General features: G+C 36.0%; 24 protein-coding genes. All 24 read left to right on the top strand.

The genetic code is table 11. The features are described from left to right. Positions 1–25 precede the first annotated feature (25 nt). The 24 genes from yajC (at position 26) to trxA (ending at position 25,282) form a co-directional block, all read left to right on the top strand. The gene (gene yajC, locus ACSKY2_RS03390) at positions 26–421 is read left to right on the top strand and encodes a preprotein translocase subunit YajC (protein WP_489841109.1); all 396 of its coding nucleotides are present in this window, start codon (positions 26–28) and stop codon (positions 419–421) included. Between the two features lie 120 nt (positions 422–541). Further along, positions 542–1,657, top strand: a complete 1,116-nt coding sequence (dinB, locus tag ACSKY2_RS03385; RefSeq protein ID WP_489878147.1) for a DNA polymerase IV — start codon at positions 542–544, stop codon at positions 1,655–1,657. 108 nt (positions 1,658–1,765) lie between these two features. Next, positions 1,766–2,716, top strand: a complete 951-nt coding sequence (locus ACSKY2_RS03380) for a DHH family phosphoesterase (RefSeq protein WP_489878146.1) — start codon at positions 1,766–1,768, stop codon at positions 2,714–2,716. After that, on the top strand, positions 2,716–4,074 hold the full coding sequence (locus ACSKY2_RS03375; protein ID WP_489878145.1) for a DEAD/DEAH box helicase: 1,359 nt from the start codon (positions 2,716–2,718) through the stop codon (positions 4,072–4,074). The genes ACSKY2_RS03380 and ACSKY2_RS03375 overlap by 1 nt, the downstream gene beginning before the upstream one ends. 332 nt (positions 4,075–4,406) lie before the next feature. Further along, positions 4,407–7,055 carry an alanine--tRNA ligase gene (alaS, locus tag ACSKY2_RS03370; RefSeq protein ID WP_489878144.1) on the top strand — a complete coding sequence of 883 codons (2,649 nt, stop codon included), beginning with the start codon at positions 4,407–4,409 and terminating at the stop codon, positions 7,053–7,055. A gap of 41 nt (positions 7,056–7,096) precedes the next feature. Then, positions 7,097–7,348 (top strand): IreB family regulatory phosphoprotein, encoded by a 252-nt coding sequence (locus tag ACSKY2_RS03365; protein WP_489841114.1) that lies wholly within the window; start codon positions 7,097–7,099, stop codon positions 7,346–7,348. A 37-nt stretch (positions 7,349–7,385) separates the two neighbouring features. Further along, positions 7,386–7,820 (top strand): Holliday junction resolvase RuvX, encoded by a 435-nt coding sequence (ruvX, locus tag ACSKY2_RS03360; protein ID WP_489878143.1) that lies wholly within the window; start codon positions 7,386–7,388, stop codon positions 7,818–7,820. An 11-nt stretch (positions 7,821–7,831) separates the two neighbouring features. Beyond that, complete coding sequence (locus ACSKY2_RS03355; protein WP_489841116.1) at positions 7,832–8,116, top strand: DUF1292 domain-containing protein; 285 nt, start codon at positions 7,832–7,834, stop codon at positions 8,114–8,116. A gap of 71 nt (positions 8,117–8,187) precedes the next feature. After that, a complete protein-coding gene (locus ACSKY2_RS03350) occupies positions 8,188–8,460 on the top strand; it encodes a DUF1292 domain-containing protein (RefSeq protein ID WP_489878142.1) in 273 nt (90 codons plus the stop codon). 241 nt (positions 8,461–8,701) lie between these two features. Then, a complete protein-coding gene (locus tag ACSKY2_RS03345) occupies positions 8,702–9,385 on the top strand; it encodes a helix-hairpin-helix domain-containing protein (protein ID WP_489878141.1) in 684 nt (227 codons plus the stop codon). Positions 9,386–9,615: 230 nt separating this feature from the next. Then, positions 9,616–11,628, top strand: coding sequence for a ComEC/Rec2 family competence protein (locus tag ACSKY2_RS03340; protein WP_489878140.1), 2,013 nt, complete (start codon positions 9,616–9,618; stop codon positions 11,626–11,628). Between the two features lie 67 nt (positions 11,629–11,695). After that, positions 11,696–12,721, top strand: coding sequence for a DNA polymerase III subunit delta (holA, locus tag ACSKY2_RS03335; RefSeq protein ID WP_489878139.1), 1,026 nt, complete (start codon positions 11,696–11,698; stop codon positions 12,719–12,721). Between the two features lie 133 nt (positions 12,722–12,854). Next, the gene (gene rpsO / locus ACSKY2_RS03330; RefSeq protein WP_489841192.1) at positions 12,855–13,124 is read left to right on the top strand and encodes a 30S ribosomal protein S15; all 270 of its coding nucleotides are present in this window, start codon (positions 12,855–12,857) and stop codon (positions 13,122–13,124) included. A gap of 55 nt (positions 13,125–13,179) precedes the next feature. After that, positions 13,180–13,434 (top strand): 30S ribosomal protein S20, encoded by a 255-nt coding sequence (gene rpsT / locus ACSKY2_RS03325; protein WP_489841121.1) that lies wholly within the window; start codon positions 13,180–13,182, stop codon positions 13,432–13,434. 247 nt (positions 13,435–13,681) lie between these two features. Then, positions 13,682–15,565: a ribonuclease J gene (locus ACSKY2_RS03320; RefSeq protein ID WP_489878138.1), complete on the top strand. Its 1,884-nt coding sequence runs from the start codon at positions 13,682–13,684 to the stop codon at positions 15,563–15,565. Between the two features lie 81 nt (positions 15,566–15,646). Then, on the top strand, positions 15,647–16,582 hold the full coding sequence (locus ACSKY2_RS03315) for a hypothetical protein (RefSeq protein ID WP_489878137.1): 936 nt from the start codon (positions 15,647–15,649) through the stop codon (positions 16,580–16,582). 191 nt (positions 16,583–16,773) lie between these two features. Then, complete coding sequence (gene tuf / locus ACSKY2_RS03310; RefSeq protein ID WP_489841124.1) at positions 16,774–17,961, top strand: elongation factor Tu; 1,188 nt, start codon at positions 16,774–16,776, stop codon at positions 17,959–17,961. Between the two features lie 230 nt (positions 17,962–18,191). Next, positions 18,192–19,481 (top strand): trigger factor, encoded by a 1,290-nt coding sequence (gene tig, locus ACSKY2_RS03305; RefSeq protein WP_489878136.1) that lies wholly within the window; start codon positions 18,192–18,194, stop codon positions 19,479–19,481. Between the two features lie 133 nt (positions 19,482–19,614). Continuing rightward, complete coding sequence (gene clpX, locus ACSKY2_RS03300) at positions 19,615–20,862, top strand: ATP-dependent Clp protease ATP-binding subunit ClpX (RefSeq protein ID WP_489841126.1); 1,248 nt, start codon at positions 19,615–19,617, stop codon at positions 20,860–20,862. Positions 20,863–20,874: 12 nt separating this feature from the next. After that, entirely contained in the window at positions 20,875–21,501 is a 627-nt protein-coding gene (yihA, locus tag ACSKY2_RS03295) for a ribosome biogenesis GTP-binding protein YihA/YsxC (RefSeq protein ID WP_489878135.1), read from the top strand. 197 nt (positions 21,502–21,698) lie between these two features. Next, on the top strand, positions 21,699–21,929 hold the full coding sequence (gene zapA, locus ACSKY2_RS03290; protein ID WP_489841128.1) for a cell division protein ZapA: 231 nt from the start codon (positions 21,699–21,701) through the stop codon (positions 21,927–21,929). Continuing rightward, on the top strand, positions 21,929–22,468 hold the full coding sequence (locus tag ACSKY2_RS03285) for a CvpA family protein (RefSeq protein WP_489878134.1): 540 nt from the start codon (positions 21,929–21,931) through the stop codon (positions 22,466–22,468). The genes zapA and ACSKY2_RS03285 overlap by 1 nt, the downstream gene beginning before the upstream one ends. A 42-nt stretch (positions 22,469–22,510) precedes the next feature. Beyond that, positions 22,511–24,898, top strand: coding sequence for an endonuclease MutS2 (locus tag ACSKY2_RS03280; RefSeq protein ID WP_489878133.1), 2,388 nt, complete (start codon positions 22,511–22,513; stop codon positions 24,896–24,898). Between the two features lie 69 nt (positions 24,899–24,967). Beyond that, complete coding sequence (gene trxA, locus ACSKY2_RS03275) at positions 24,968–25,282, top strand: thioredoxin (RefSeq protein WP_489841131.1); 315 nt, start codon at positions 24,968–24,970, stop codon at positions 25,280–25,282. Positions 25,283–25,305 lie beyond the last annotated feature (23 nt).

Here is a 25,305-nt window from a genome sequence, read left to right as displayed (position 1 = left end):
ATATACTTAAGGAGTTAAATTTATTATGAATGCAAATATACTTATCTTAGTCGTTTTTATTGCCGCAATGTACTTTATTATGATTCGTCCGCAACAAAAGGCGCAAAAAAAGCGACAAGCAATGATAAATAACGTACAAGCAGGTGCAGAGGTTGTTACTATTGGTGGACTACATGGTAAAATTGCATCAGTTGATACAGAGGCACACACATTTGATTTAGACGCTGAAGGTATTATTTTAGTATTTGAATTGTCGGCTATTCGTCAGGTGGTTAAGGAAGCAAATGCACCAAAAACTGAAGTAGAAAGTACATCAGTTGAAACATCAGACGTCAAAGAAGCAACAGCTGAAGATTCACAACATGAAGATGAACCAGAAAACAGTGAATCATCAGAAAATGACGAAAACAAGACACATTAGGCAATAAAAATTTTTCAGAGAAGTTTACTAGTCCAATTTAGAACTGGTAAGTTTCTCTGATTTTTTCTATAAGCTTTTTTATATAGTTAGTAGATAGAAATAAATGAGGTGAGGTGAATAATGGCTAATCTATTAGAAATACCAATCCATTTAAATACAGATCGTCAAATTATTCATATTGATATGGATGCATTTTATGCACAAATTGAAATGCGGGATAATCCGATGTATCGATCAATACCACTTATTTTAGCACATGATCCGAGAAAAACAGGTGGTCGCGGCGTTGTTGCAACTGCCAATTATGTTGCACGTGCGTTAGGTGTTCATTCAGCTATGAGTTCTGCAGAAGCTTTAAAATTAGCACCATCGGCAACTTTTGTGACACCAAATTTTTCGAAATATCGCGCAGTATCACAACAATTACATGAAATTTTTCAACGTTATACTTATAAAGTAGAACCAGTTGCTTTTGATGAGGCTTATTTAGATATCACAACAAATATTCCTAAAATTGAGAATCAAGTTTATTTAGCTCATGAATTACAACAAATAATTTATGAAGAGTTGCATTTAACAAGTTCAGTAGGTATTTCATTCAATAAATTCTTAGCAAAGTTAGCGTCTGAACATAATAAACCAAGTGGCTTAACAATAATTACAAAGGAAGATGTTCGATCATTTTTAGATGAATTACCGATTGAAGATATTCGTGGTGTTGGTGTTAAAACAGCCAAACAAATGATATCACTAGGTATTCACAATGGACGAGATTTGTTTGAAGCAACTCAGACAGAGTTAACAGATGAATTTGGCAAAAGTGGTTATATTTTTTATGAACGTATCAGAGGCGTTGATGATCGCCCTGTTATGTGGCAAAGAGAGCGTAAATCGTTAGGAAAAGAAAAAACTTATGGGCCATTTTTAGACACAGAACAAGCTATCTTAGATGAACTAAGGGATTTATCAAGTCAATTATCACAAACATTGATCAAAGAACAACGACATGGTAAAACACTTGTTTTAAAGATACGTGATGATGATTTTCAAACTGAAACACGACGTGCGACAAATTTAGATTTTTTTCCAAATGATGAAGATGAGTTCTACCGTACGGCTCAAAATATTTTTGATGAGTTGGGTGGTTATCAAAAACCAATACGTTTATTAGGACTAACTATGACAAATTTGGCAGCCTTATCATTTGAAAATGTTACCTTAGATTTATATGATTAGGAAGTTGTCACTATTTTCTGATATACTTACATGTATTGTCGTTTCAAATTTATCATTAATAAATGATTTTCAAATAATAAAAATTTTCAATAGAATAGAGATTTACTTATGACAGCGCAAACAGCAATTTTGGCGCAAATAAAGGCTGCACATACAATTATTATTCATCGTCATCAACGGCCAGATCCAGATGCTTTTGGGTCACAATTTGGCTTAGCAGAATTAATAAAAGCATCATTTCCTGACAAAGAAGTACATGTTGTTGGTAAAACTGTGCCAAGTATGGCTTGGATGGGACAAATGGAAAAAATCCCAAATGAATTATATGATGATGCCTTGGTAATTGTCACAGATACTGCCAATTCACCAAGAGTTGATGATCGGCGATTTGAGTACGGTAAGGTATTAGTCAAAATCGATCATCATCCAAATGATGAGCCATACGGTGATTATACTTGGGTTATTGAAAATGCTTCCTCAACTTCGGCAATGATATTTGCCTTTTATGAAGAATTTGCAGATGAACTCAAGCTATCTGATAAAGGTGCATCTTATTTGTACGCAGGTATAGTTGGAGACACAGGTCGTTTTTTGTATGGCACAAGTTCAACAACGATGGAGATTGTTGCTAGATTAATGACTTTTAACTTTGACTGGGTGAAAATTAATCAGGAAATGGATACGATTTCGTTGCCTGCAGCAAAAGCCTCAGGATTTGTTTATGATCATATGATTACAACAGAATATGGTTTTAACTATATTATTTTAACAAATGACATGGTTGATAATTTCAACTTAGGCGATTTTGGAACTGCTTTCATTGTACCTTTATTAGGAAAGGTCAATACTGTTAAGGCATGGGCTGTGTTTGAACAACAAGATGATGGCTATTTCAGAGTACGACTCAGATCACGACAAATCGTTATTAATGAAATAGCCAAGCGCCATGGCGGCGGTGGTCATGAATTTGCTGCTGGTGCAACGGCCAAAAATTTGGAAGAAGTTGATGACATCATTCATGAAGCAAATAAATTATTAAAGGAGCAAACAGAAAAATAATGGCAAAATTTACCGATTATAATTTACGGCCAGAACTATATCAAGCTTTAGAAGCAATTCATTTTGTTCAGCCAACAACGGTACAATCAAGATTAATTCCAGTGGTTTTACAGGGGCGTTCAGTGGTTGGACAATCACAGACTGGTTCAGGGAAAACACATACTTTTTTAATACCTATTTTTCAACAATATCAAATTGATGATCATACAGTTCAAGCAGTCATTACGACGCCTTCTCGTGAATTAGCACAGCAAATTTTTGATGCAGCAAAACAAATGGCTAGTGCTTTTTCGGAGGATAAAGCACCATGGATTGGACTATATGTTGGAGGTATGGATAAAAGCCGACAAGTTCATCAATTGCAAACTAGACAGCCAGAAATTGTGATTGGTACGCCTGGTCGTATTAAAGATTTGTACCAAGCGGGGGCTTTAGATATTCACACAGCAAAGACATTGGTTGTAGATGAAGCAGATATGACCTTGGATTTAGGATTTTTACCCGATGTTGATGCTATTGCTAGTGCGATGCCGGAAGACTTAAAGATGCTAGTTTTTTCGGCAACAATTCCTCAAAAATTACAACCTTTTTTGAAAAAATATTTATCTAACCCAATCATTGAAGAAATTCCAGCTGAAACAGTGATTGCACCGACAATTAAAAATATTTTAGTTGGTACAAAAGGTGAATCTAAGGATACGTTGATTTATAATTTATTAACTATGGGTACTCCTTATTTAGCACTAGTTTTTACTAATACAAAAACTAGAGCACATGAACTAACAAAGTCATTGCGCAGTCGTGGTTTAAAAGTGGCAGAGATTCATGGTGGTATTCAACCACGAGAACGTAAAAGAACGATGCAACAGATTCAGCATTTAGATTATCAATATGTCGTGGCAACAGATTTGGCTGCACGTGGTATTGATATTCCAGGTGTGTCATTAGTTATTAATGACGGGATTCCAACTGAATTAGAGTTTTTTATCCATCGTGTTGGTCGTACTGGTCGAAATGGATTATCTGGGACAGCCATCACTATTTATAATCCAGATGAAGAAAATCGTGTCCAGATGGTAGAGAATATGGGTGTAAAGTTTGAACCAATGACTTATTCTCATGGTGAATTACAAGATGGGTACGATCGTCGTCGTCGTCGTCAACGGACAAAGTCAACCACAAAACTTGATCCAACGATGATTGGAATGGTTAAAAAGAAAAAGAAACACGTGAAACCAGGATATAAACGACAAATAAAGAATAATATTGCACGTGATGCAAAATATAAAAAGCGTGTTGCTGAACGTGAATCCCTACGTACTGCTAAAAAGGCAAAAAAACGTGCGCATGACAAATAATAAATATCGATAATTACAAAATTGTTTCAAGATTTAAAAATTAGAAAAAATAATTAACAGTTATGATATAATACCCACAAGGACATGTTGGCTTTTTTCTTAGAGCAGACAGAAACGTTACGTTTGATGAAAGTAACGCTAAGAGTTATTCAATGCTACCTTAAATAATTGATGTTTACGAAAGTGAACCGCTCGCTAGCGATATCAGCGAATAAAGAGGTAATGATACAGACTGTCATTGCAATCGGAGTGGTACCGCGTGTTAGCGTCTCTGTTATTGCAGTGAAGGTCTGTTTTTATTTAATATTTTTTGAAATGAGGCTTAAATTAAGATGAAAGAATTATCATCGGCTGAGGTTCGTGAGTTGTTTTTGCGTTTCTTTGAGAGTAAAGGACATAAAATTGAACCATCACAATCATTAATTCCTAAAGACGATCCAACACTTTTATGGATTAATTCAGGTGTTGCGACGCTGAAAAAATATTTCGATGGTACAGTCGTTCCGGACAATCATCGTATTACTAACGCGCAAAAATCGATTCGAACAAATGATATTGAAAACGTTGGTCATACAGCCCGTCATCATACTTTGTTTGAAATGATGGGAAATTTTTCAATCGGAGATTACTTTAAAGAAGAAGCTATTCCATGGGCGTGGGAATTGTTAACTAGTTCAGAATGGTTTGGCATGGATCCAGATAAGTTGTATGTCACAGTTTATCCTAATGATGATCAAGCAAAAGATATTTGGCTTAATAAAGTTGGTTTACCAAAAGATCATCTTTATGAAGAACCGGACAACTTTTGGGATATTGGTGAGGGACCTTCAGGACCTGACTCAGAAATTTTCTATGATCGTGGTGAAGAGTTTAATGATGCAGATGCATCAGAAAATTATCCCGGTGGTGAAAATGAACGTTACTTGGAAATTTGGAACTTAGTATTTTCACAATTTAATCATTTACCAGGCTTAACTGATAATAAGGATTACCCAGAGTTACCAACCAAAAATATTGATACAGGTATGGGATTAGAACGTGTCGTTTCTGTATTCCAGCATGCCAAAACAAATTTTGAAACGGATCTCTTTTTACCACTTATTCATAAAACTGAAGAGATGTCGGGTCAGTATAAATATGGCGAGGATGATACAAAAGATATTTCATTCAAAGTTATCGCTGATCATATTCGTGCAGTGACGTTTGCAATTGGGGATGGGGCATTACCTTCAAATGAAGGTCGTGGTTATATTATTCGTCGATTATTACGTCGTGCAGTATTGCATGGTCGGAAGTTAGGAATTGATAAAGTATTTTTGAAAGATTTAGTACCTGTCGTTGGTAAAATTATGGTGTCATACTATCCTGAAGTTTCTGAAAACGCTGACTATATCGCTTCAATAGTTAAAGCTGAAGAAGTTCGTTTTAATAAAACTTTGTCAGCTGGATTATCACTATTAGATGATGTGATTGATAAGGCAAAGGCTGATCAAGGCGTGATTGCTGGTTCAGTTGCCTTTAAACTTTATGATACGTATGGTTTCCCTTATGAACTTACAGATGAGTACGCAACTGATGAAGGATTGACAGTTGATCGTGATGGCTTTGATAAAGAAATGAAAGCGCAACAAGATCGCGCACGTTCAGCTCGTTCTAATAAAGCATCAATGGGTGTTCAAAATGAATTATTAACTAGTTTAAAGACGCCTTCAGAGTATGTCGGCTGGTCTGAATTAACTGTTGAAAAAACAACATTGTTGGATTTGATTGTTGATAATACATTAGTTGACAATGTTACAACTGGAGAAGTGCAAGCTATCTTTGCTAAAACGCCATTCTATGCTGAGATGGGTGGTCAGGTTGCTGACTTGGGTACAATTTATGATGAAGATGGTCAAGTTGTCGCACAAGTAATTGATGTACAAAATGCGCCTAATGGCCAACACTTGCATACACTATCAGTTGTTGCACCACTGCATGTTGGTAATGTTTATAAATTAGATGTGGATCGCGCTTATCATAGTGCTGTATCAAAGAATCATACAGCAACGCACTTGTTGGATCAGACGTTACGCAATGTTTTAGGAGAACATACAACACAAGCAGGATCACTTGTGACAGCAGATGGACTGCGTTATGATTTCACGTATAATGGGTCAGTTTCAACAGAAAAATTGCAAGAAGTTGAAGATATTATTAATGAAAAAATTATTGAAAACTTACCAGTGACGTGGATTGAGACTGATATTGAATCAGCTAAAAAACTTGGTGCAGTAGCTGTCTTTACTGAAAAATATGGTGAAAAAGTTCGAGTTGTTTCTATTGGTGATTATAATGCTGAGTTTGATGGTGGGACACATGCAAATTCTACAGCAGAACTAGGCATGTTTAAGATTACTAGTGAGCAAGGGACTGGTGCAGGTGTTCGACGTATTGAAGCAGTTACTGGTGCGGGTGCGATGTCATTATTCAAATTACACGATAGTTGGTTAGCGAAAGCAGCTGAACAAGTGAAAGCACCACAATTATCAGAAATTAATGACAAAATTGCTGGTTTACAATTGTCTCTAAAAGAAGCAGAGCATCAAGCTGCAACATTAGAACAAAAGTTGGCTAATCAGGAAGCTAATGCAGCATTTGCTAACCCACAAAAAGTCAATCATTACACGTTGATTGCAACAGAAATGGCTGTTGAGTCAATGGATGTTTTACGTTCAACGGCTGATAGTTGGAAGCAAACGACACCATCTGATGTTTTAATTTTGGCAGCAAATCTTGGTGAAAAGGTAAATCTACTAGTTGCTGTTTCACCTGAAGCTGTCAAGCAGGGTGTTAAAGCAGGGGATCTTGTAAAAGCGATTGCACCATCAATTGGTGGTGGTGGTGGTGGTCGCCCTGACATGGCACAAGCAGGTGGTAAAAATCCTGCGGGAATTGCAGATGCCTTTAATGCCGCTGTTAACTGGTTAAAAGCAAAGTAGTGGTTTTAATAAGAGAAACTTTAAAGGGAGGTTTGGGTATAATGAGTTCATTAGATAATACAACGGTATTTAATTTTGGCAATAATGAATCACATGATGTTCGAAAGACGTTGGAAATTGTTTATGCGGCGTTAGAAGCTAAGGGATATAATCCAATCAACCAAATTGTTGGTTATTTAATTTCAAATGATCCAGCTTATATTCCACGTGTGAATGATGCGCGGAATTTAATTCGTAAATTTGAACGAGATGAGATTATTGAAGCACTTGTGACAGATTATCTATCAAAATAAAGGTTGATTGTTGTATCACAGAAAGAGGTCAAATGATATGGGACGTATTCTAGGTTTGGATGTTGGTTCACGCACTGTAGGTGTTGCAGTGTCTGATCAATTGGGTTGGACGGCGCAAGGCGTGGAAATCATTCAAATAAATGAAGATGAAAAAGAATTTGGCATCGATCGTATGAAAGAGCTTGTCGCTAAATATAATCCAAGTGGGTTTGTTTTGGGATTACCTAAAAATATGAATAATACATCAGGACCGCGCGTTGATGCTTCTCGTGCATATGGTGAATTATTGCAAGAAACATTTGGACTACCTATTGATTTTCAGGATGAACGGTTAACAACAGTTGAAGCAGAACGAATCTTAATTGAAGAAGCGGACACTTCTAGAAAAAAGCGTAAGAAAGTCATTGATAAATTGGCTGCTGGTTTAATTTTGCAAAATTATTTAGATCGCAAAGGACCGCTAGTGAAATAGGAGGTATAAAAATGGATGAAGAACAAGATATCATTACATTGGTTGATGATAATGGAGATGAGCAACTATTTGAAGTATTGTTTACCTTCAAATCTGAAGAATATAATAAGTCATACATTATTCTTTACCCAGCAGGATCTGGTGAAGATGAAGAAGTCGAAATGTTAGCGTATATCTTTGATCCAGATGAAACAGAAACTGCAGTTGAAGGTGGCTTAACACCTATTGAAGATGATGCTGAGTGGACGATGGTTGAAGAACATCTTAATCAATATTTAGATGAACAAGATAATTAATTTATCGTTTAAGAACGTCTATCCCAATATTTTAGGATAGATGTTCTTTGTTTTAATGAAGGAGTAATGAAATGGATGATGCAGAAATATTTATCTTAACCGATGATCAAGGTAAAGAACATGAATATCGAGAATTATTCTCATTTGATTCAGAAGACTTTCACCATTCGTATATTATATTAGAACCGGTATTGCAAGATGAAGCGGAGGTACTTGATTTATTACCATTTGTTTATGATAAAAATGTTGATGAAGGTATGTTACAACCCATCGAAACAACGCAAGAATTTGATATGATCGAAGAAGTAATGAATACCATTTTTAATGATCCAAGTTTACGATAATGAAAGACAATTTGTTACTTGTTGATGAGTATAAATTTGGATAAAAGCAGGTATTTTGTGCAGTAGTTATTGCTATTGATATATTTTAATTAGTCAGTAATCAACCCGTTTTAGTTGGTAGATTACTGGCTTTTAATATATGTCAAAAAATTTAAAAATTAACTGTTACCATGATTAATTTGTTGGTGTTTTTTGTACAAAATAATTGTCAGTGCGTCTTTCTTGATGAAAGGGGTGGTTTATGATTCGAGTTAAGGCATTGTATTATCGATATCAACATCAATTATGGTATAGTCTAATATTAATAGGTGTCGGTATGGCATTGTTAATGTGGTGGCAATTATCTCAGAGTAGCGCGTCAGTGTCGCCAAAGGAACTTAGCACAATAACTGCCAATCAAAAAGTATCTGAACAAAAAAAGACGTTACAAAAGACAACGGATCATTCAAAAGAGGCACAAGTTGTTATTGATGTGAAAGGTGAGGTTCATCGTCCTGGTGTGTATTATTTTGCAAAAAAGCCAATTGTTGCTGATGTTATTAGTAAGGCTGGTGGTATATTACCTCATGTAGATGGCAACCGCATAAATTTTGCGGCAACATTAACCAATGGTCAGGTTCTGTTCATTCCTAAGGGAAATGAAGAACCTCCTACTGAATATCCATTACCAGGGCAACCCAATTTGAAAACGCCTGAAATAAACAAGAACAACGAAGTCACAGAAATGGCACAAGATAAAGTGAATCTGAATACGGCAGATGTGAGTACACTACAAAATTTACCAGGTGTTGGCGAAAAACGAGCGCAAGATATTATTACACAACGCCAAAAAATGGGTGGATTTAAGACGATATCAGATTTAAAAGAAGTTAATGGTATTGGTGAAAAGACATTTGCAAAGTTAAAATCATTGGTAACGATATGAAGTCAGGCTATTTATTAATTACTGGTCTATGTCTAGCTTGTATCGATTTAGTAGTTCTTTTTCATATTTGGTGGGTGTTACCACTAGGTGGTTGGTTTCTTATACTATGCTACCATAAGTTCCCTTACTTCTTTATAAGTACACTGCTGATGATAGTTAGTACCTGTTATTTTTTGGGATGGCAAAATCATATTAATCAATTTCTCAAACAACCGACGGGTTCTATGAACATGAGAATAATAGTTCACCCAGATGAAGTACAATTAAAAGATAATCATTTAACAGGCAGCGCAACAGCAATAACAGGCGAAAAAATTCGAATATTTTTTGATAATGGGGGGAAAACGAACGTTATAAATAAAAATCAATATCATCCGTTATTGGTTGATGTGTCAGGAAAATTAACAACATTTACTGGGAATCGGAATGAATTTTCATTTAATGCAAAGGCTTATTGGCGAAGTCGTGGCATTGTTCATCGACTATTAATTAAAAAAGCAATCGTTATTGATGTGGCTAAGCCAGAAAACTTTTGGCAACTAGTGATTTGGGGGATTCGTAGTTTACATTATCGCTTAGTTTTATGGTTTGAACAATTACCGACAGGATTAAGAGATTATGGTGAAACCTTATTTTTAGGTTATACACGATCAGAATTTTATCAGCAAAACAAGGGAATTCAGTTACTTGGACTAGTACATTTATTTAGTATTTCAGGATTTCAAGTGACTGGTATCTATTATTTATGGCGTTTTATTTCACGAAGATTATTTATACAGCGAGAACGCTCGTTAATTATTGTTCAATTATTATTAGTTAGTTTATGGTTGTTTGCTGGTGGTGTGCAGTCGTTGATAAGACCTGTTTTATTAGGTATCTTTCAATCTTGGCGTGAATTACGTTGGTTATCCATCGATGCTAAAGACGCTTGGGGATTGTCATTAATAGGTGGTCTTCTAATTGAACCAGGTGTGCTTCATAATTTAGGCGGTCAATTATCATATTTACTAACTTTTGGATTATTGTGGATTAATCATCGGTCGACAATTTTTCAAACAATTTGGTTGTCTTTTTTGGTATTACCAATATTGATCTGGCACACATTCAGTTGGCACCCCATTAGCCTAGTAGCAAATATTTTGATTATACCTATTTTTACGTGGGTGGTTATACCTGTTACTGGATTAGGTATTTTAACAACAATGTTACATTTAACGATTATTAGAGATATTTGTGAGTTTATTATTCATACGCTACAAATTTGGATTTCTTATGCAGATAAAATACCTGGAGAAATTTTATTTGGTCGTCCGAGCATTATTTTTTGTTTTGTTTTGACAATTGGACCATTGGTATTACTAATGATTCCCCAAAAAATTGTTATCATTGGAATATTTTGTCTATATTTAAGTATTTGGCTCATGCCTCGAATCATGCCAGGTGGCTTTGTTACTTTTTTTGATGTTGGGCAGGGCGATGCAACGATTCTTCGTTCACAACACTCACAAGTGACAATGATAGATGTTGGTGGTAAATACCAACAACGACGAAACGAAATAGCACAGTCAACATTGACTAATAACTATCAAGTCGATGAATTGACCCGATTTCTAAAGGGACAAGCTATTTGTAAAATTAAACAGTTGATATTGACTCATAAGGATGTCGATCATATTGGCAATCTGGAAAATTTTTTGAGTGCTGTCAATGTGGAAAAAATATATGTCCCAATGGGGATGCAAACACAAGCATCATTTAAGAAAAAAACAAAAAAGTATCTACAGACAGGTGGCCAAATTATACCTGTTTTAGCTGGTAAAAAAATCACAAAAGATATTCAAGTATGTCATCCAATGAAAGGTGGTCAAGGAGAAAATGATGATTCTATTGCGTTGTATGCTAATTTTAATGGTTTAAATTTAATACTAACAGGTGATTTGTCTAAGGCTGGTGAAGAACAGATTCTCAAAAAATTTCAATTGCCACAAATTAAAATTTTAAAATTTGGTCATCATGGATCAAAAACAAGTACAGCTGACAAGTTTGTAAAGCAATTAAAACCAGAGATTGGGATTGTTTCAGCCGGGTTAAATAATCGTTATGGACACCCGAATAAAGAAACATTACGGACAGCGAATAAATATCATATTCAGGTTTATAATACTGCAGAGCGAGGAATGATTAAAATCAGTTGGTCTTTTTTTAATTGTTATCGTGTACATTGTATGATAGATGCAAAATAATTGGTGGGCAGAACTTGATAGACGTGCTATCTTAGAGTAACAAGATAAAATGAGAGGGGATGTTGTTTTGACCGTAACTTTATCAGATGTCATAAACGATGTACAGACAGGGCAACTACAACCAATTTATTTCATACAAGGCCAAGACCAATACTTGCTTGATTTAGTGAAAAAACAATTTTTGAGCATTATTCAACCGGCAGATCGTACCTTAAATCTAGCTCAATTTGATTTAACAGAAGTGCCATTGAGTTTAGCAATTGATGATGCAAAATCAGTGCCTTTTTTTGGTAATCGCCGGGTAGTTATGATTGATAAACCTTATTTTTTAACAGGCGAACACGTTAAAAGTAATTTAGAACATCATGTTGAGGATTTAGTAGATTATATAAAACAACCGGAACCACAAACCATTTTAATAATTTTTGCACCTTATAATAAGTTAGATAATCGTAAAAAATTAACCAAAATGCTGAAAGAGAAAACAAGGTATCTTTCATTTGTTAATCTAAATGAAAAAGACATTGCTCAGTTTATTAATGGGCACCTACAAAAACAAGGTTATCAGATAACAAATGATGCACAACAAATTTTATTACGATTAACGAACGCATCATTGACCCAAATAATGTCAGAATTAGACAAATTAATGCTCTATACAGTTGACACGAAGCAAATTTTAGTGACAGATGTGAATGCAGTTGTTACGCATACATTAACTGAAAATGTTTTTGATTTAATAGATTGTCTGTTAAAGGGACAGTTAACTCGTGCTGTTAATTTATATCATGAGTTATTAGTTAGTGGTGAGGAACCACTCCGATTACATGGTGCATTAATAGGTCAATTTCGTTTATTGTTGCAAGTTAAATCTAGTTCAAAAAGTGAAAAAGGGACAGCGACAGCATTAAAGGTCCATCCGTATCGTGTAAAGTTGGCACGACAGATTGTGCGAAATTTTAGTTACGTACGATTATCACAGGCTTTTTTGGGATTAGTTAATATGGAAGAACAGTTAAAATCAACAGCTCGGGATCCTGAATTATTATTTGAATTATTTGTTTTGAAATATAAAAATCAAATGATCAATTAAAAAACTTGCATAAGAACAACTATTTTAGTATGATATTAAGAGTGCATTAGCACAGGACCTTTTACTATGTTTGACGCTTCACCGTCGTCATACGTTGTTTAAGGCGACTATTATGAAAGGTGGATATCCAACAATGGCTATTTCTGCAGAACGCAAGAATGAAATCATTAATGAGTTCGCTCGTCACGAAGGTGATACTGGTTCAGTTGAAGTTCAAGTAGCAGTATTAACTGCTGATATTAACGAATTGAACGCACACATGTCAGAACACAAGCATGACTTTCACTCACAACGTGGCTTGATGAAGAAAATCGGTCACCGTCGTAACTTATTACGTTACCTACGTAACAATGATGTACAACGTTACCGTGAATTGATTCAGAAGCTTGGTTTGCGTCGTTAATATAAAACTATTAGAGACGTTTGTTATTTGACATTTATCATCGGAGGGAAAAGCGATGCCAATTATTGAGTCATCAATCCAACGTGCCCGATTGAATAAGGTGCAACGTGAACGTAATATTTCACAATTAAGTGCATACCGTACTGAAGTGAAAAAGTTCCGTGTTGCTGCTGAAGCTGGCCAAGATAACTTGCAAGAGTTATTTGCATCAGCCTCATCAGCAATTGATCGTGCCGCATCAAAGGGCTTGATTGCTAAGAATAAGGCTTCACGTGATAAGTCACGTTTGGCTTCATTGTTGAACAAGTAATATTTATTACAAATTAGACAATATAAAAAGAGCTAGTAGCATATTGCTGCTGGCTCTTTTTGCCTACATAATAATTATTCATATTATAAATGTGTATCGTATGGCAAAAAACAATTAATAATATTTAAAAATAATGATAAATGACTTACTGGTTTTCTAGCAAGGCCTTATGTGGTAGTATTGTATTAAACATTTAAACGTTGGGTGTATCACTAAACCCGTGAAATACAATGAGAATAGGAAGATTATGGCAACTACATTAGACATTATGCCGTTTGGTGGTGTACGTGAAAATGGAATGAACATGTACGCTGTGACGGTTGATGAAGATATATTTATTTTGGATGCAGGGTTAAAATACCCGGAGAGTGATTTATTAGGGGTTGACGTAGTCATCCCGGATTATGCTTATTTAGTTGAACATGCTGACAATGTGGCAGGTATTTTTTTGACACACGGTCATGCTGATGCTATTGGTGCATTACCCTATTTGTTATCAGAATTACGTGTACCAGTGTTTGGTTCTGAATTGACTATTGAATTAGCGAAGTTAGCAGTTCATAACGAAGCAAAACTAAAAGACTATGATGATTACCATGTCGTACGCGGTAACTCTGAAGTACGCTTTGGTAACGTAACCGTTTCTTTTTTTGAAACAACGCACACTATTCCTGAATCTTTAGGTATTGTTCTTGAAACATCCGTTGGACAAGTTGTTTATACGGGTGATTTTAAATTTGATACAACAGCTTTGCCATATTATCGCACAGACTTAATGCGGTTAGCAGAAATTGGGCAAAAGGGTATCGTCGCTTTGTTAGCAGATGCAGCTGGTACAGCCAATTTTGGTATGCCAGATCATGAATCAGACTTGGGTGACTATATTTTAGAGAATTTTCATCTTCACCAATCAGGTCGTATTATTGTTGCAGCAGTCGCATCAAATATACAGCGTATTCAACAAGTGATTGATGCAGCATATAAGGTTGGTCGCAAAGTCGTTATTTCAGGAAATGATTTAGAACGGGTTGTTCGAACAGCACTACGTTTGAAAAAGCTTATTTTACCAATCCCTGAAAATGAGATGTTTGTTTCACTTAAGAATCTATCTAAATTACCTGCAGATGAGACGGTTATTTTAGAAACTGGTCGAATGGGAGAACCAATTAGACATCTGCAACGGATTGCGCATGGTGATGATCGTAATATTAAAATTCAACCGGGTGACCTCGTGTTTATTACAACCACACCATCAACAGCGATGGAAGGTTACGTCGCAAGAACACGTGATATGTTATTCCGTGCGGGTGCAACGGTAAAACAAATTTCAACAGATAAAAAATCATCGGGACATGGCTCAAAAGAAGATTTCCAATTACTCTTAAATCTACTGAAGCCACAAAATGTTATCCCTATACAAGGTGAATACCGTGTTTTAAATGCTGCATATCATGCTTCAGAGCAAGTTGGATATGACGATGATCATGTATTTTTACTTGCTAAAGGCGATAGACTACGATGGAATGGTGAAAAATTCTATTTGGGTGGCTCAATTCAAGTGACCTCAACAATGATTGATGGTTCTGGCATCGGAGATATTGGTTCAATTGTTTTGAATGATCGGCGTATTCTATCGGAAGACGGGGTCTTTATCGCAGTTATTACCATTGATCGTAAGAAGAAAAAGGTTATTGCTCCTGCCAAAGTTGACTCTCGCGGATTTGTCTACATTAAGGCATCACGTGATTTAATGCATGAGGCAGCTGAATTAGTTGAACAAACTGTCACTGATGGTGTGAAGAATTCAAAAGATTTTGATTGGGGTAATCTAAAAAATGCCGTTCGGGATGCTTTAGGCAAATTCTTGTTTGAAAAAACACGACGTAAACCAGTTATTTTACCGGTTATTATGGAGGCAAATCAAAATGGTCGTCGGCGTCGGCGAACAACAGCGCACCAAGGTAATAAATCAAAAATAACTGGTGTTAAACCTGCAAAAAAGCAAAATAATAAAAAGAAATCTGTTAAGCATACAGAAACTAAAACTGTGACAAATAAGTCAGATCATCAAAGAAAAAGAAAAAATAATGGTCAGGATAAACACGCTCATAAGCAGGTAGAAGTGAAATAGATTTTTAGATAGTTAGGGATTCTTTTTTGTTTAACAATGGTTAAACGAATCAGAATCTTTTGTTGTTTCAGAGGAAATAATATGACAGATGAATTTAATCAACAGCAGCAATATACGATGCTTGTTAAGCAAGCAAAAAAATATATGAATGATCAATCAATAGACCAAGCAATTAGTCGTTTGATGGCAGCTTATAAAATAAGGCAAACAAGTGAGATTAATCATTTAATTGTGACGTTATTAATTGCACAAGGGCAATATCAAGAAGCACAACTGTATGCTGATGAATATGTAGAGACATATACTAACGAACAAAAAGATGTCGAATTATACTTGAATTTGACATTGCATAATCAGTATTTTTTAGTGGCTAGAGAATTTTTAACAAATTTGTCAATTGACAAGCAGCCACATTTCAAACAAAAAATCATAGACTCTGAAGAGATATACCGATTAAAACAACAAAAAACAATGGCAACAATTGCGCGTCAGTTTTACCATCTAGGTGATGGTAATATGGCAGAACAACAAAAAACACTGTTATTAGCCAATAAATTACCATTAACCGAGTATTTAACTGGTGCCAAGTTTGTTTTACAAGATCCATTTTTAGCACAAATTTCAAGGACGACCGTATTAGATCAGTTGAGAAAACTAGCGATTGCTGAAGAAGTTGTCATGCTTAATTTGGATGGCAAATTAAAAACATATGTACCAGTTGATTTATTAGCTCTTGAGAAAAGTAATATTTATCAAAATATTGTTAACAAATTGTATGACCAAGCGAAACAAATTGGTTCAGATATGGTTTATGGACTAATTGAGCAAGCAAGGTTGATGTTAATGATGGCCTATCCCGACTTAGATTTGGTTGTTAAGGATATTGATAGTTGGGTTGCAGGTTTAATTGCAACAACATTTGGTAATCCAATGCCATCAGAGCCGCAAAATCAGGCAGATTGGCGTAATAAACTCCAAAATAAGTTGCTTGAGAGCTTTAGTGAGCAAAAAAATTAATACAAGAATAAAAATAAGTAAAAAATATTTACAAAAATAGGGAAGTTATATATAATAATTTCAGTCTCATAAATAGAGAATTAAAAAGATTTTCGTATCTTATTGTTTAAGTTACTGAGTATATGTAGTATACTTATACTAAGCAATGAGGTTGATATTAATCAACATGCGAATAATAGGAGGACAAGCTTTTGGCTAAGGAAAATTACGAGCGCACTAAGCCGCACGTTAATATTGGAACTATTGGACACGTCGACCATGGTAAGACTACGTTGACTGCCGCTATCTCAAAGGTACTATCAGATAAGGGATTGGCTAAGCAAGAAGACTTTGCTTCAATCGATGCTGCTCCTGAAGAGCGTGAACGTGGAATTACGATCAACACTGCTCACATTGAGTATGAGACAGAAGCACGTCACTATGCTCACATCGATGCACCTGGTCACGCGGACTACGTTAAAAACATGATTACTGGTGCTGCTCAAATGGATGGTGCTATCTTGGTTGTTGCTGCAACTGATGGTCCTATGCCACAAACTCGTGAGCACATTTTGTTGGCTCGCCAAGTTGGTGTTAACTACCTTGTAGTATTCTTGAACAAGACTGACCTAGTTGATGATGATGAATTGATCGACCTTGTTGAGATGGAAGTTCGTGAATTGTTGTCAGAATACGATTTCCCTGGGGATGATATTCCAGTTATCCGTGGTTCAGCTTTGAAGGCTTTGGAAGGTGATCCTGAACAAGTTAAGGTTATCGAAGAGTTGATGGATACTGTTGACTCATACATTCCAACACCAGTTCGTGATACTGACAAGCCATTCTTGATGCCAGTTGAAGATGTATTTACGATTACAGGTCGTGGTACTGTTGCTTCAGGTCGTATCGATCGTGGAACTATTAAGTTGAATGAAGAAGTTGAAATTGTTGGTTTGAAGGAAGATGTTCGTAAGACAGTTGTTACTGGTATCGAAATGTTCCGTAAGACTATGCAACAAGGTGAAGCCGGTGATAACATTGGTGCATTGTTGCGTGGTGTTGATCGTAAAGAAATTGAGCGTGGTCAAGTTTTGGCTAAGCCTGGTTCAATTCAAACACACACGAAGTTCTTGGCCGAAGTTTATGTTTTGACCAAAGAAGAAGGTGGTCGTCATACACCATTCTTTACTAACTACCGTCCACAATTCTACTTCCACACAACTGATGTTACTGGTGTTGTTGAATTGCCTGAAGGTGTTGAGATGGTTATGCCTGGTGATAACGTCACATTCGATATCGAATTGATTGCACCAGTTGCCATTGAAAAGGGATTGAAGTTTACTGTTCGTGAAGGTGGCCGTACTGTTGGTGCCGGAACAGTTTCAGAAATCATCGACTAATTTTAATTAGTGTTTGGTTTATGTATCAAAAAGAGAGTTATTTCATCTTTGATGTGATAACTCTCTTTTTTGAATTTTAGACATAAATCTTATATAATTTACAATGAGATACTTTGTGGTGAAGGAATATTTTATTGTCAAAATAATGGCTTTCCGATATACTTATTAGGTATGTAAAGATAATTTAAGTCGTAAATAGTGTTTAACTAACGACTATTGGAGGAATAAACATGGCAAATGCAGTTTTCACTAAGGGTGAAGGCAACAAGGGAACAATTAAATTTGAAGTTCCTGTTGATGTATACGAAAAGGGAATTGATGCGGCATTTAATGATGTGAAGAAACAAATCAATGTTCCTGGTTTTCGTAAAGGTAAGATGCCTAAGCAGGTATTTTTCCAAATGTATGGTGAAGAGTCATTGTACCAAGATGCTCTGAACAAAGTTTTGCCAGATGTTTATGGTGAGGCTGTTTCAGAGACTGGTGCAATTACTGTTGGACAACCTAAAATTGAAGCACAATCAATGAATAAGGGTGAAACTTGGGTCTTGACAGCCGAAGTTGAATTAGCTCCTGAAATTGAACTAGGTCAATATAAGGGTGTTGAAGTACCTGCATCTGATACATCAGTTTCTGATGCGGATGTTGACGAAGAACTTGCCAATATGCAACAAGGTCAATCTGAACTTGTATTAGTTGATGAAGCTGCTAAGAATGGTGATACTGTTGTTATTGATTTTGATGGTTCAGTTGACGGTGTACATTTTGATGGTGGTAAAGCCGATAACTATTCATTAGAATTAGGTTCAGGTTCATTTATTCCTGGCTTTGAAGAACAATTGGTTGGTGCAAAAGCTGAAGATAAGATCGATGTTAAAGTTACTTTCCCAGAAGATTATCAGGCAGCTGATTTGGCTGGCAAAGAAGCTATCTTTGAAGTAACTGTTCATGAAGTTAAGACAAAAGAAGTGCCTGCACTTGATGATGAATTTGCTAAGGATGTTGATGAAGAAGTTGAAACTTTGGCTGAATTAAAGGACAAAGTTAAGACTCGTTTGGCAGATCAAAAAGCAACTGCGGCAAAGGAAGCAAAAGAAGATGCTGCCGTTGCTGCCGCAGTAGATAATGCCAAAGTTGTTGGTGATGAAATTCCAGCATCAATGATTGATGAAGATGTTCACCGTCAAATGAATCAAATGTTTGCTTCAATGCAACAGCAAGGTATTTCTCCAGAGCTATACTACCAAATCACAGGTACTTCTGAAGATGATCTTCACAAGCAATATGAGGAAGGTGCAGAGCGTCGTGTAAAGACAAACTTAGTATTAGAAGCTATTGTTAAGGCAGAAGATATTAAGCCATCTGCTGAAGATATTGCAGCTGAGGTTAAGTCATTAGCTGAAGCTTACAATATGGAAGAGGATGCTGTCCGTAACGCCTTGTCAGATGATATGTTGGCACATGATATTGCAATTAAATCAGTCGTTGACTTAATTGTCGCTGAAGCAGTTGAAGCCTAAATAGTCGTTTTAACAAAAAAAGGTTAGACTTCTTTTGAAGCCTAACCTTTTTAGCTTTTTCCAGTAACGGAATTTTGATACAATATTTACTGTATGATAACTATAACGAATATAATTTTTAGGAGGTTGGACAGTGTTTAATACAACTGACAGCTCGAATGGCATTGCATACTGTTCATTTTGTGGCAAGCCCTCTACTGAGGTAAAAAAGTTGATTGCAGGGCCAGGCGTGTATATTTGTAATGAATGTGTTGCACTAGCCCAAGATATTATCAACGAAGATATGCAACAAGATGCGATGGCACGGACGTTGACACTTAAGACGCCACGTGAAATAGTTGATAATTTAAACGAGTATGTTATTGGACAAAATGATGCCAAGCATACATTAGCAGTAGCCGTTTATAATCATTATAAACGTGTTAATGCAAAGTTAACCGGTGATACGGGTATAGAGGGTGTTGATCTTCAAAAATCAAATATTGCCGTCATTGGACCAACTGGTTCAGGAAAGACATACATTGCACAATCAATGGCCAAGTTATTGAATGTGCCATTTGCAATTGCAGATGCGACCACACTGACTGAAGCAGGTTATGTTGGAGAAGATGTTGAAAACATTTTGTTGAAGCTTATTCAAGCTGCGGATTATGATGTTGAGCGTGCTGAAACCGGAATTATTTATATTGATGAAATAGATAAGATTGCTAAAAAAGCTGAAAATGTTTCAATTACACGCGATGTTTCTGGTGAAGGGGTCCAACAAGCTTTGTTAAAGATGTTGGAAGGAACAATTGCCAATGTACCGCCTCAAGGTGGGCGTAAGCATCCAAATCAAGAATTTATTCAAATTGATACGACAAATATTCTATTTATTGTTGGTGGCGCCTTTGCAGGTATTGAACAGATGGTTAAAGAGCGTTTGGGTGCAAAAGTGATTGGTTTTGGGACAGATGCCAAAACGCAGAAATTACAAAAGTCAGATAAATCAATCATGCAACAAGTGTTACCGGAAGATTTAATGAATTTCGGCCTGATACCGGAGTTTATTGGTCGTTTACCAATATTAACAGCGTTAGAAGAGTTAACAGAAGCTGATTTGGTTCGTATCCTAACAGAGCCTAAAAATGCTTTAGTTAAACAATACCAGGCATTAATGGCGTTAGAGGGTGTTGATCTGAAGTTTACTGAAGATGCATTAAAGGCAATGGCACACCTAGCCATTGAACGAGAAACAGGTGCGCGTGGTCTACGTTCAATTATTGAAGAAGTTATGCGTGATGTGATGTTCGACATACCTTCACGTGATGAAGTAACTGGTGTTGTGATCAATGAAGGGGCTGTCCTTCGTCATGAAGAACCAGAATTAATAATAGAATAGTTGAGGAAAAAGATGGAAGTTCATCAAGTTGAAATGGTGATGTCAGCTGTACGTGAAGCACAATACCCAACCGATGGCTTGCCTGAGGTAGCGTTTGTTGGTCGTTCAAATGTTGGTAAGTCGTCATTAACCAACGTTCTAATCAATCGTAAAGCTTTTGCTCGTACATCTTCACAACCTGGTAAGACGCAAACGCTGAACTTTTATAAAGTTGAAAACCAAATATTCTTTGTCGATGTCCCTGGTTATGGCTATGCGAAAGTGTCAAAAAAGGCACGTGAAGACTTTGCAATAATGATAGGTGAGTATTTACGAAAAAGGCAACCTTTAAAGGGCATTATCCAACTCGTTGATGCGCGACATTTACCTTCAAAAGAAGATGTTGAAATGTATAATTGGCTAATTTCTGACGATATTGGTTTACCCGTATTGGTTGTTGCAACAAAGGCAGATAAAATTTCACGTGGTAAGTGGAATAAAGTTGAGTCAGATATTAAGCGTAGTTTGCAATTTAATGAAGAATTGTCTGACTTTGAAATTTTTTCAGCAGAAACAAAATTTGGTAAAGAAAATATTTGGGATTGGTTAGAGGCACGAATGCTAGATGGAAGTGATTTTAACCCAGATGATTTTGAATAATTAAACAACAGGTACTAAGTTTAATCATAAACAGGGAGAATTGATGTCGTTTCTCAGTTAATGGTAAAATTTAAGGCCTGTTTTTTATTAACAGGTTATTTTATCTATGATGTTATTAATTGATTAAGCATAAGCTGAATACCAAATTTATTTTTGATATACTAAGAAATAATAATATTTAAATGGAGGTTACAAAGATGGCTGCGAAAACACGCTTTAAAGGAACTATTTTAGGTAAGGACTTAACAATTACATCAAATGAATCACAGGCTCATATGAAGGCAGTTTTTGATTTGGCAAACTCACAATTAGAGAAGATGCAAGAAGCTGCACCAAAGTTAGATAATGATCAATTATTGATGTTATTAGCGATTAATGCACTATCAGATCAGTTAACGATGCAGATTAAAAAGGATGCGAAGGATTAATGATATTTTTTTCTTGGATCATCATTGGATTATTGGCCTTAGCGATGGTACATGGATACCGTCTGGGATTAGTTCGTAGTTTGACAATGTTGGTTGGTAGAATAGTTGTCTATACATTCGCAATCCTATTGGCACATAGATTTGGTAGTTGGCTCTATAATGCGTTTGTTAATGGTTTTTCGGTAAGCTGGACCGCAACTGATGTACCTGCTAGTGCGACAAACCAGCCAGGGGAATTTTTAGCTTCAGGGATTGCATTTACCATTATAATTTTATTAGGTATGTCAGTTGTTAAAGCAATTGAACGGAGTTTACGATTCATTAATAAAGTGCCGATACTGAGCACAGTAAATCGATTAGGTGGTTTAATTATTTTTGGATTAATTGTTTATGTAGAAATTTTTTTCTTTCTACAATTCACACAAACATTAAATATTCCTTGGTATACAGAAAGTATGTCTAATTCAACAATAGCACAGCTGATATTAAATGATACGCCATATCTTTCTAATGCAGTCTATGATTGGTGGTTAATGTAAATAGAAAATTTTTAGTATGGAAGTGGGTAATTAAAATAACAAATGAATACAAAAATTTTAAAAACACTTGAGTATGATACGGTCAAAAATCAAATACGTCCTTTTTTATCGACCGTGGCAGGTGAACATGAATTATCAGCTTTGTTACCAACTGATAATGCTGGTACAATGCGTCAGTGGCTGGCCGAGACTGCTGATGCCAGTCGAGTATTACGTTGGCAAGGTGGTATTCGTATTCCAAAGTTAGCAGATGTGAAACCACATCTACAACGATTGCGTATTGATGCTGCGTTAAGTGGTACAGAATTAGCACAAGTAGGTCGTGTTCTATTTACGACAGGTCAGATTAAAGTTTTTTTTGAGAATATTGTTGCTGATCGACAGGAAACGTTACCTGCCTTAGAAGTCTATTATAATCGGTTAGTTTTGTTACCAGAATTAACGAAACGTGTTAACACTGCGATTGATGGTGACGGTCGATTAACTGATGAAGCATCACCTGATTTACATCGTATTCGTCAATCAATCACAGGCACTGAAAATGCGATACGACAAAAGATGCAAGAATATACACGCGGAAAAACAGCACAGTATCTATCAGATCCGATTGTTACTATTCGCAATGATCGATATGTATTACCGGTAAAAGCAACGTATCGTCAAAAGTTTGGTGGTGTGGTCCATGATCAATCACAAACTGGGCAGACGCTTTATATTGAACCGGCTGATGTTGTCGACATGAATAACCGTTTACGTGAACATTATTTGAAGGAACGACAAGAAGAAGAACGGGTCTTGTTAGAAATTTCTTCATTACTGAAACCAGAAGTGGAGAATATTGAAAATAATGCTAAGGTACTGGGACATTTGGATTTTTTAAATGCTAAAGCACGTTACGCAGTTGAAATAAAAGCAATTGAGCCAGAATTTAGTTCTGAAAATCATGTTCGCTTGCTTAAAGCAAGACATCCACTGTTGAATCCTGAAAAAGTTGTGCCTAATGACATTATTATTGGGGAGGATTATAGTGCAATTATTGTCACTGGTCCAAATACAGGTGGAAAAACCATCACACTAAAAACATTGGGCTTGTTGCAGTTAATGGCACAGTCTGGCTTATTTATTCCAACTGCTGAGTATTCTACCGTTGGTATTTTCAAAGAAATTTATGCTGATATTGGGGATGAACAATCTATTGAACAATCACTGTCGACTTTTTCGTCTCATATGGTGAATATTATTGATATTTTGTCAGGTATTGATAAAGACTCATTGGTTTTATTTGATGAATTAGGTGCTGGGACTGATCCACAAGAAGGTGCAGCATTAGCGATGGCAATTTTAGATGCTGTTGGTGAAACGGGCGCTTATTCAGTTGCTACAACGCATTATCCAGAATTAAAAGTTTATGGATATAATCGATCAGATACTATTAATGCATCAATGGCATTTGATATTGATTCACTACGGCCAACTTATAAATTCATGATTGGTGTGCCTGGTCGTTCAAATGCACTTGAAATTGCAAAAAGATTAGGATTGAGTAAACAGATTATTGATAGTGCAGCAGCATTAACAACTGATGATTCGCAAGAATTGAATGATATGATTGCGGACTTGGTTTCTAGACGAAATGCAGTATTAAAGCAGCAAGTTGAACTAACACAACAAATTGTTGAAAATCGACAATTGAAGAATGAATATGAAGATAAATTCGATGCCATTGAACAGCAACGTGTCAAGTTAATAGATGATGCTAAAAAAGAAGCAAATCATATTGTTGCAGAAGCTCGACGTAAAACAGAAAAGATAATTGCTGATTTACACAGAATGGCTAGAGATGGTGCAACGATTAAAGAAAATAAAATTATGGATGCTAAGGGTGCCTTAAATGCGATGCATGAAGAACCTTCGGCAGCCAATAATAGAATTTTGCGTAAAGCTAAAAAGGCTAAACAGGAAGCATTATCAGTGGGTGATACTGTACTTGTACGTGAATATGGTCAACAAGGTACAATTATACGAAAAATGAAGGATGGTAAGTTTGAAGTCCAGCTTGGTATTTTAAAAATGGTTCTTTCAAATGACGAAATAGAAAAACAACAAACTGTTTTGTCTAGCAGTAATGTGGCACATCATCATAAAAAAAGTAAGAAATCACATATCAATACAAATAAGGCGGTTAATCGTTCAGAAGCATCAGCTACATTAGATTTACGTGGTATTAGGTATGAACCAGCTATGGCTGAATTAGATCGTTTTATTGATAAGGCATTATTGAATAATTTATCTTCGGTCGAAATTATCCACGGTAAAGGTACTGGCGCTATTCGAAAAGGTGTGCAAGAATATTTGCGTTCGCATCGTCAAGTGCAATCGTTTAAGTTTACAGGTCCAGACCAAGGGGCAACCTATGTTCAGTTAAGTTAAATATATCGACAAATTAACTTGTAAAGGTTATACTAACTATAAATAAGGAATTAGAGGGAGATGTTTTTTATGGCAGTTGTAGATATTAATGATGATAATTTTGTATCAGAAACGGATAAGGGAGTGACTTTAACTGACTTCTGGGCTACTTGGTGTGGTCCTTGTCGTATGCAATCACCAGTTGTTGAAACTGTGTCAGAAAAGATGAATGATGTGAAGTTCACAAAAATGGACGTTGATGAAAATCCGGCGACGGCTCAAGAATTTGGTATTATGGCAATTCCAACTTTGTTAGTAAAAAAGGATGGTGAGGTTGTCGAACGCTTAACTGGATTTACACCAGCTCATCAACTTGAAGCTATCTTGGCAAAACATTTAGATTAAGTCTAGGAACTACTAATTAAACC

It is taken from the genome of Weissella sp. ESL1156, from assembly GCF_058505625.1.
Note: the sequence above shows the minus strand (reverse complement) of the source record. Positions and strands in the feature narration are given on the sequence as shown.

Coding starts and splice junctions, on each gene's coding strand:
- ACSKY2_RS03280 (WP_489878133.1), top strand. CDS start 22,511: ATGAATACAAAAATTTTAAAAACACTTGAGTATGATACGGTCAAAAAT.
- zapA (WP_489841128.1), top strand. CDS start 21,699: ATGGCTGCGAAAACACGCTTTAAAGGAACTATTTTAGGTAAGGACTTA.
- ACSKY2_RS03285 (WP_489878134.1), top strand. CDS start 21,929: ATGATATTTTTTTCTTGGATCATCATTGGATTATTGGCCTTAGCGATG.
- ACSKY2_RS03340 (WP_489878140.1), top strand. CDS start 9,616: ATGAGAATAATAGTTCACCCAGATGAAGTACAATTAAAAGATAATCAT.
- trxA (WP_489841131.1), top strand. CDS start 24,968: ATGGCAGTTGTAGATATTAATGATGATAATTTTGTATCAGAAACGGAT.
- ACSKY2_RS03320 (WP_489878138.1), top strand. CDS start 13,682: ATGGCAACTACATTAGACATTATGCCGTTTGGTGGTGTACGTGAAAAT.
- yajC (WP_489841109.1), top strand. CDS start 26: ATGAATGCAAATATACTTATCTTAGTCGTTTTTATTGCCGCAATGTAC.
- ACSKY2_RS03380 (WP_489878146.1), top strand. CDS start 1,766: ATGACAGCGCAAACAGCAATTTTGGCGCAAATAAAGGCTGCACATACA.
- alaS (WP_489878144.1), top strand. CDS start 4,407: ATGAAAGAATTATCATCGGCTGAGGTTCGTGAGTTGTTTTTGCGTTTC.
- tig (WP_489878136.1), top strand. CDS start 18,192: ATGGCAAATGCAGTTTTCACTAAGGGTGAAGGCAACAAGGGAACAATT.
- ACSKY2_RS03355 (WP_489841116.1), top strand. CDS start 7,832: ATGGATGAAGAACAAGATATCATTACATTGGTTGATGATAATGGAGAT.
- ACSKY2_RS03375 (WP_489878145.1), top strand. CDS start 2,716: ATGGCAAAATTTACCGATTATAATTTACGGCCAGAACTATATCAAGCT.
- ACSKY2_RS03345 (WP_489878141.1), top strand. CDS start 8,702: ATGATTCGAGTTAAGGCATTGTATTATCGATATCAACATCAATTATGG.
- yihA (WP_489878135.1), top strand. CDS start 20,875: ATGGAAGTTCATCAAGTTGAAATGGTGATGTCAGCTGTACGTGAAGCA.
- dinB (WP_489878147.1), top strand. CDS start 542: ATGGCTAATCTATTAGAAATACCAATCCATTTAAATACAGATCGTCAA.
- rpsO (WP_489841192.1), top strand. CDS start 12,855: ATGGCTATTTCTGCAGAACGCAAGAATGAAATCATTAATGAGTTCGCT.
- rpsT (WP_489841121.1), top strand. CDS start 13,180: ATGCCAATTATTGAGTCATCAATCCAACGTGCCCGATTGAATAAGGTG.
- ACSKY2_RS03315 (WP_489878137.1), top strand. CDS start 15,647: ATGACAGATGAATTTAATCAACAGCAGCAATATACGATGCTTGTTAAG.
- ACSKY2_RS03350 (WP_489878142.1), top strand. CDS start 8,188: ATGGATGATGCAGAAATATTTATCTTAACCGATGATCAAGGTAAAGAA.
- ruvX (WP_489878143.1), top strand. CDS start 7,386: ATGGGACGTATTCTAGGTTTGGATGTTGGTTCACGCACTGTAGGTGTT.
- ACSKY2_RS03365 (WP_489841114.1), top strand. CDS start 7,097: ATGAGTTCATTAGATAATACAACGGTATTTAATTTTGGCAATAATGAA.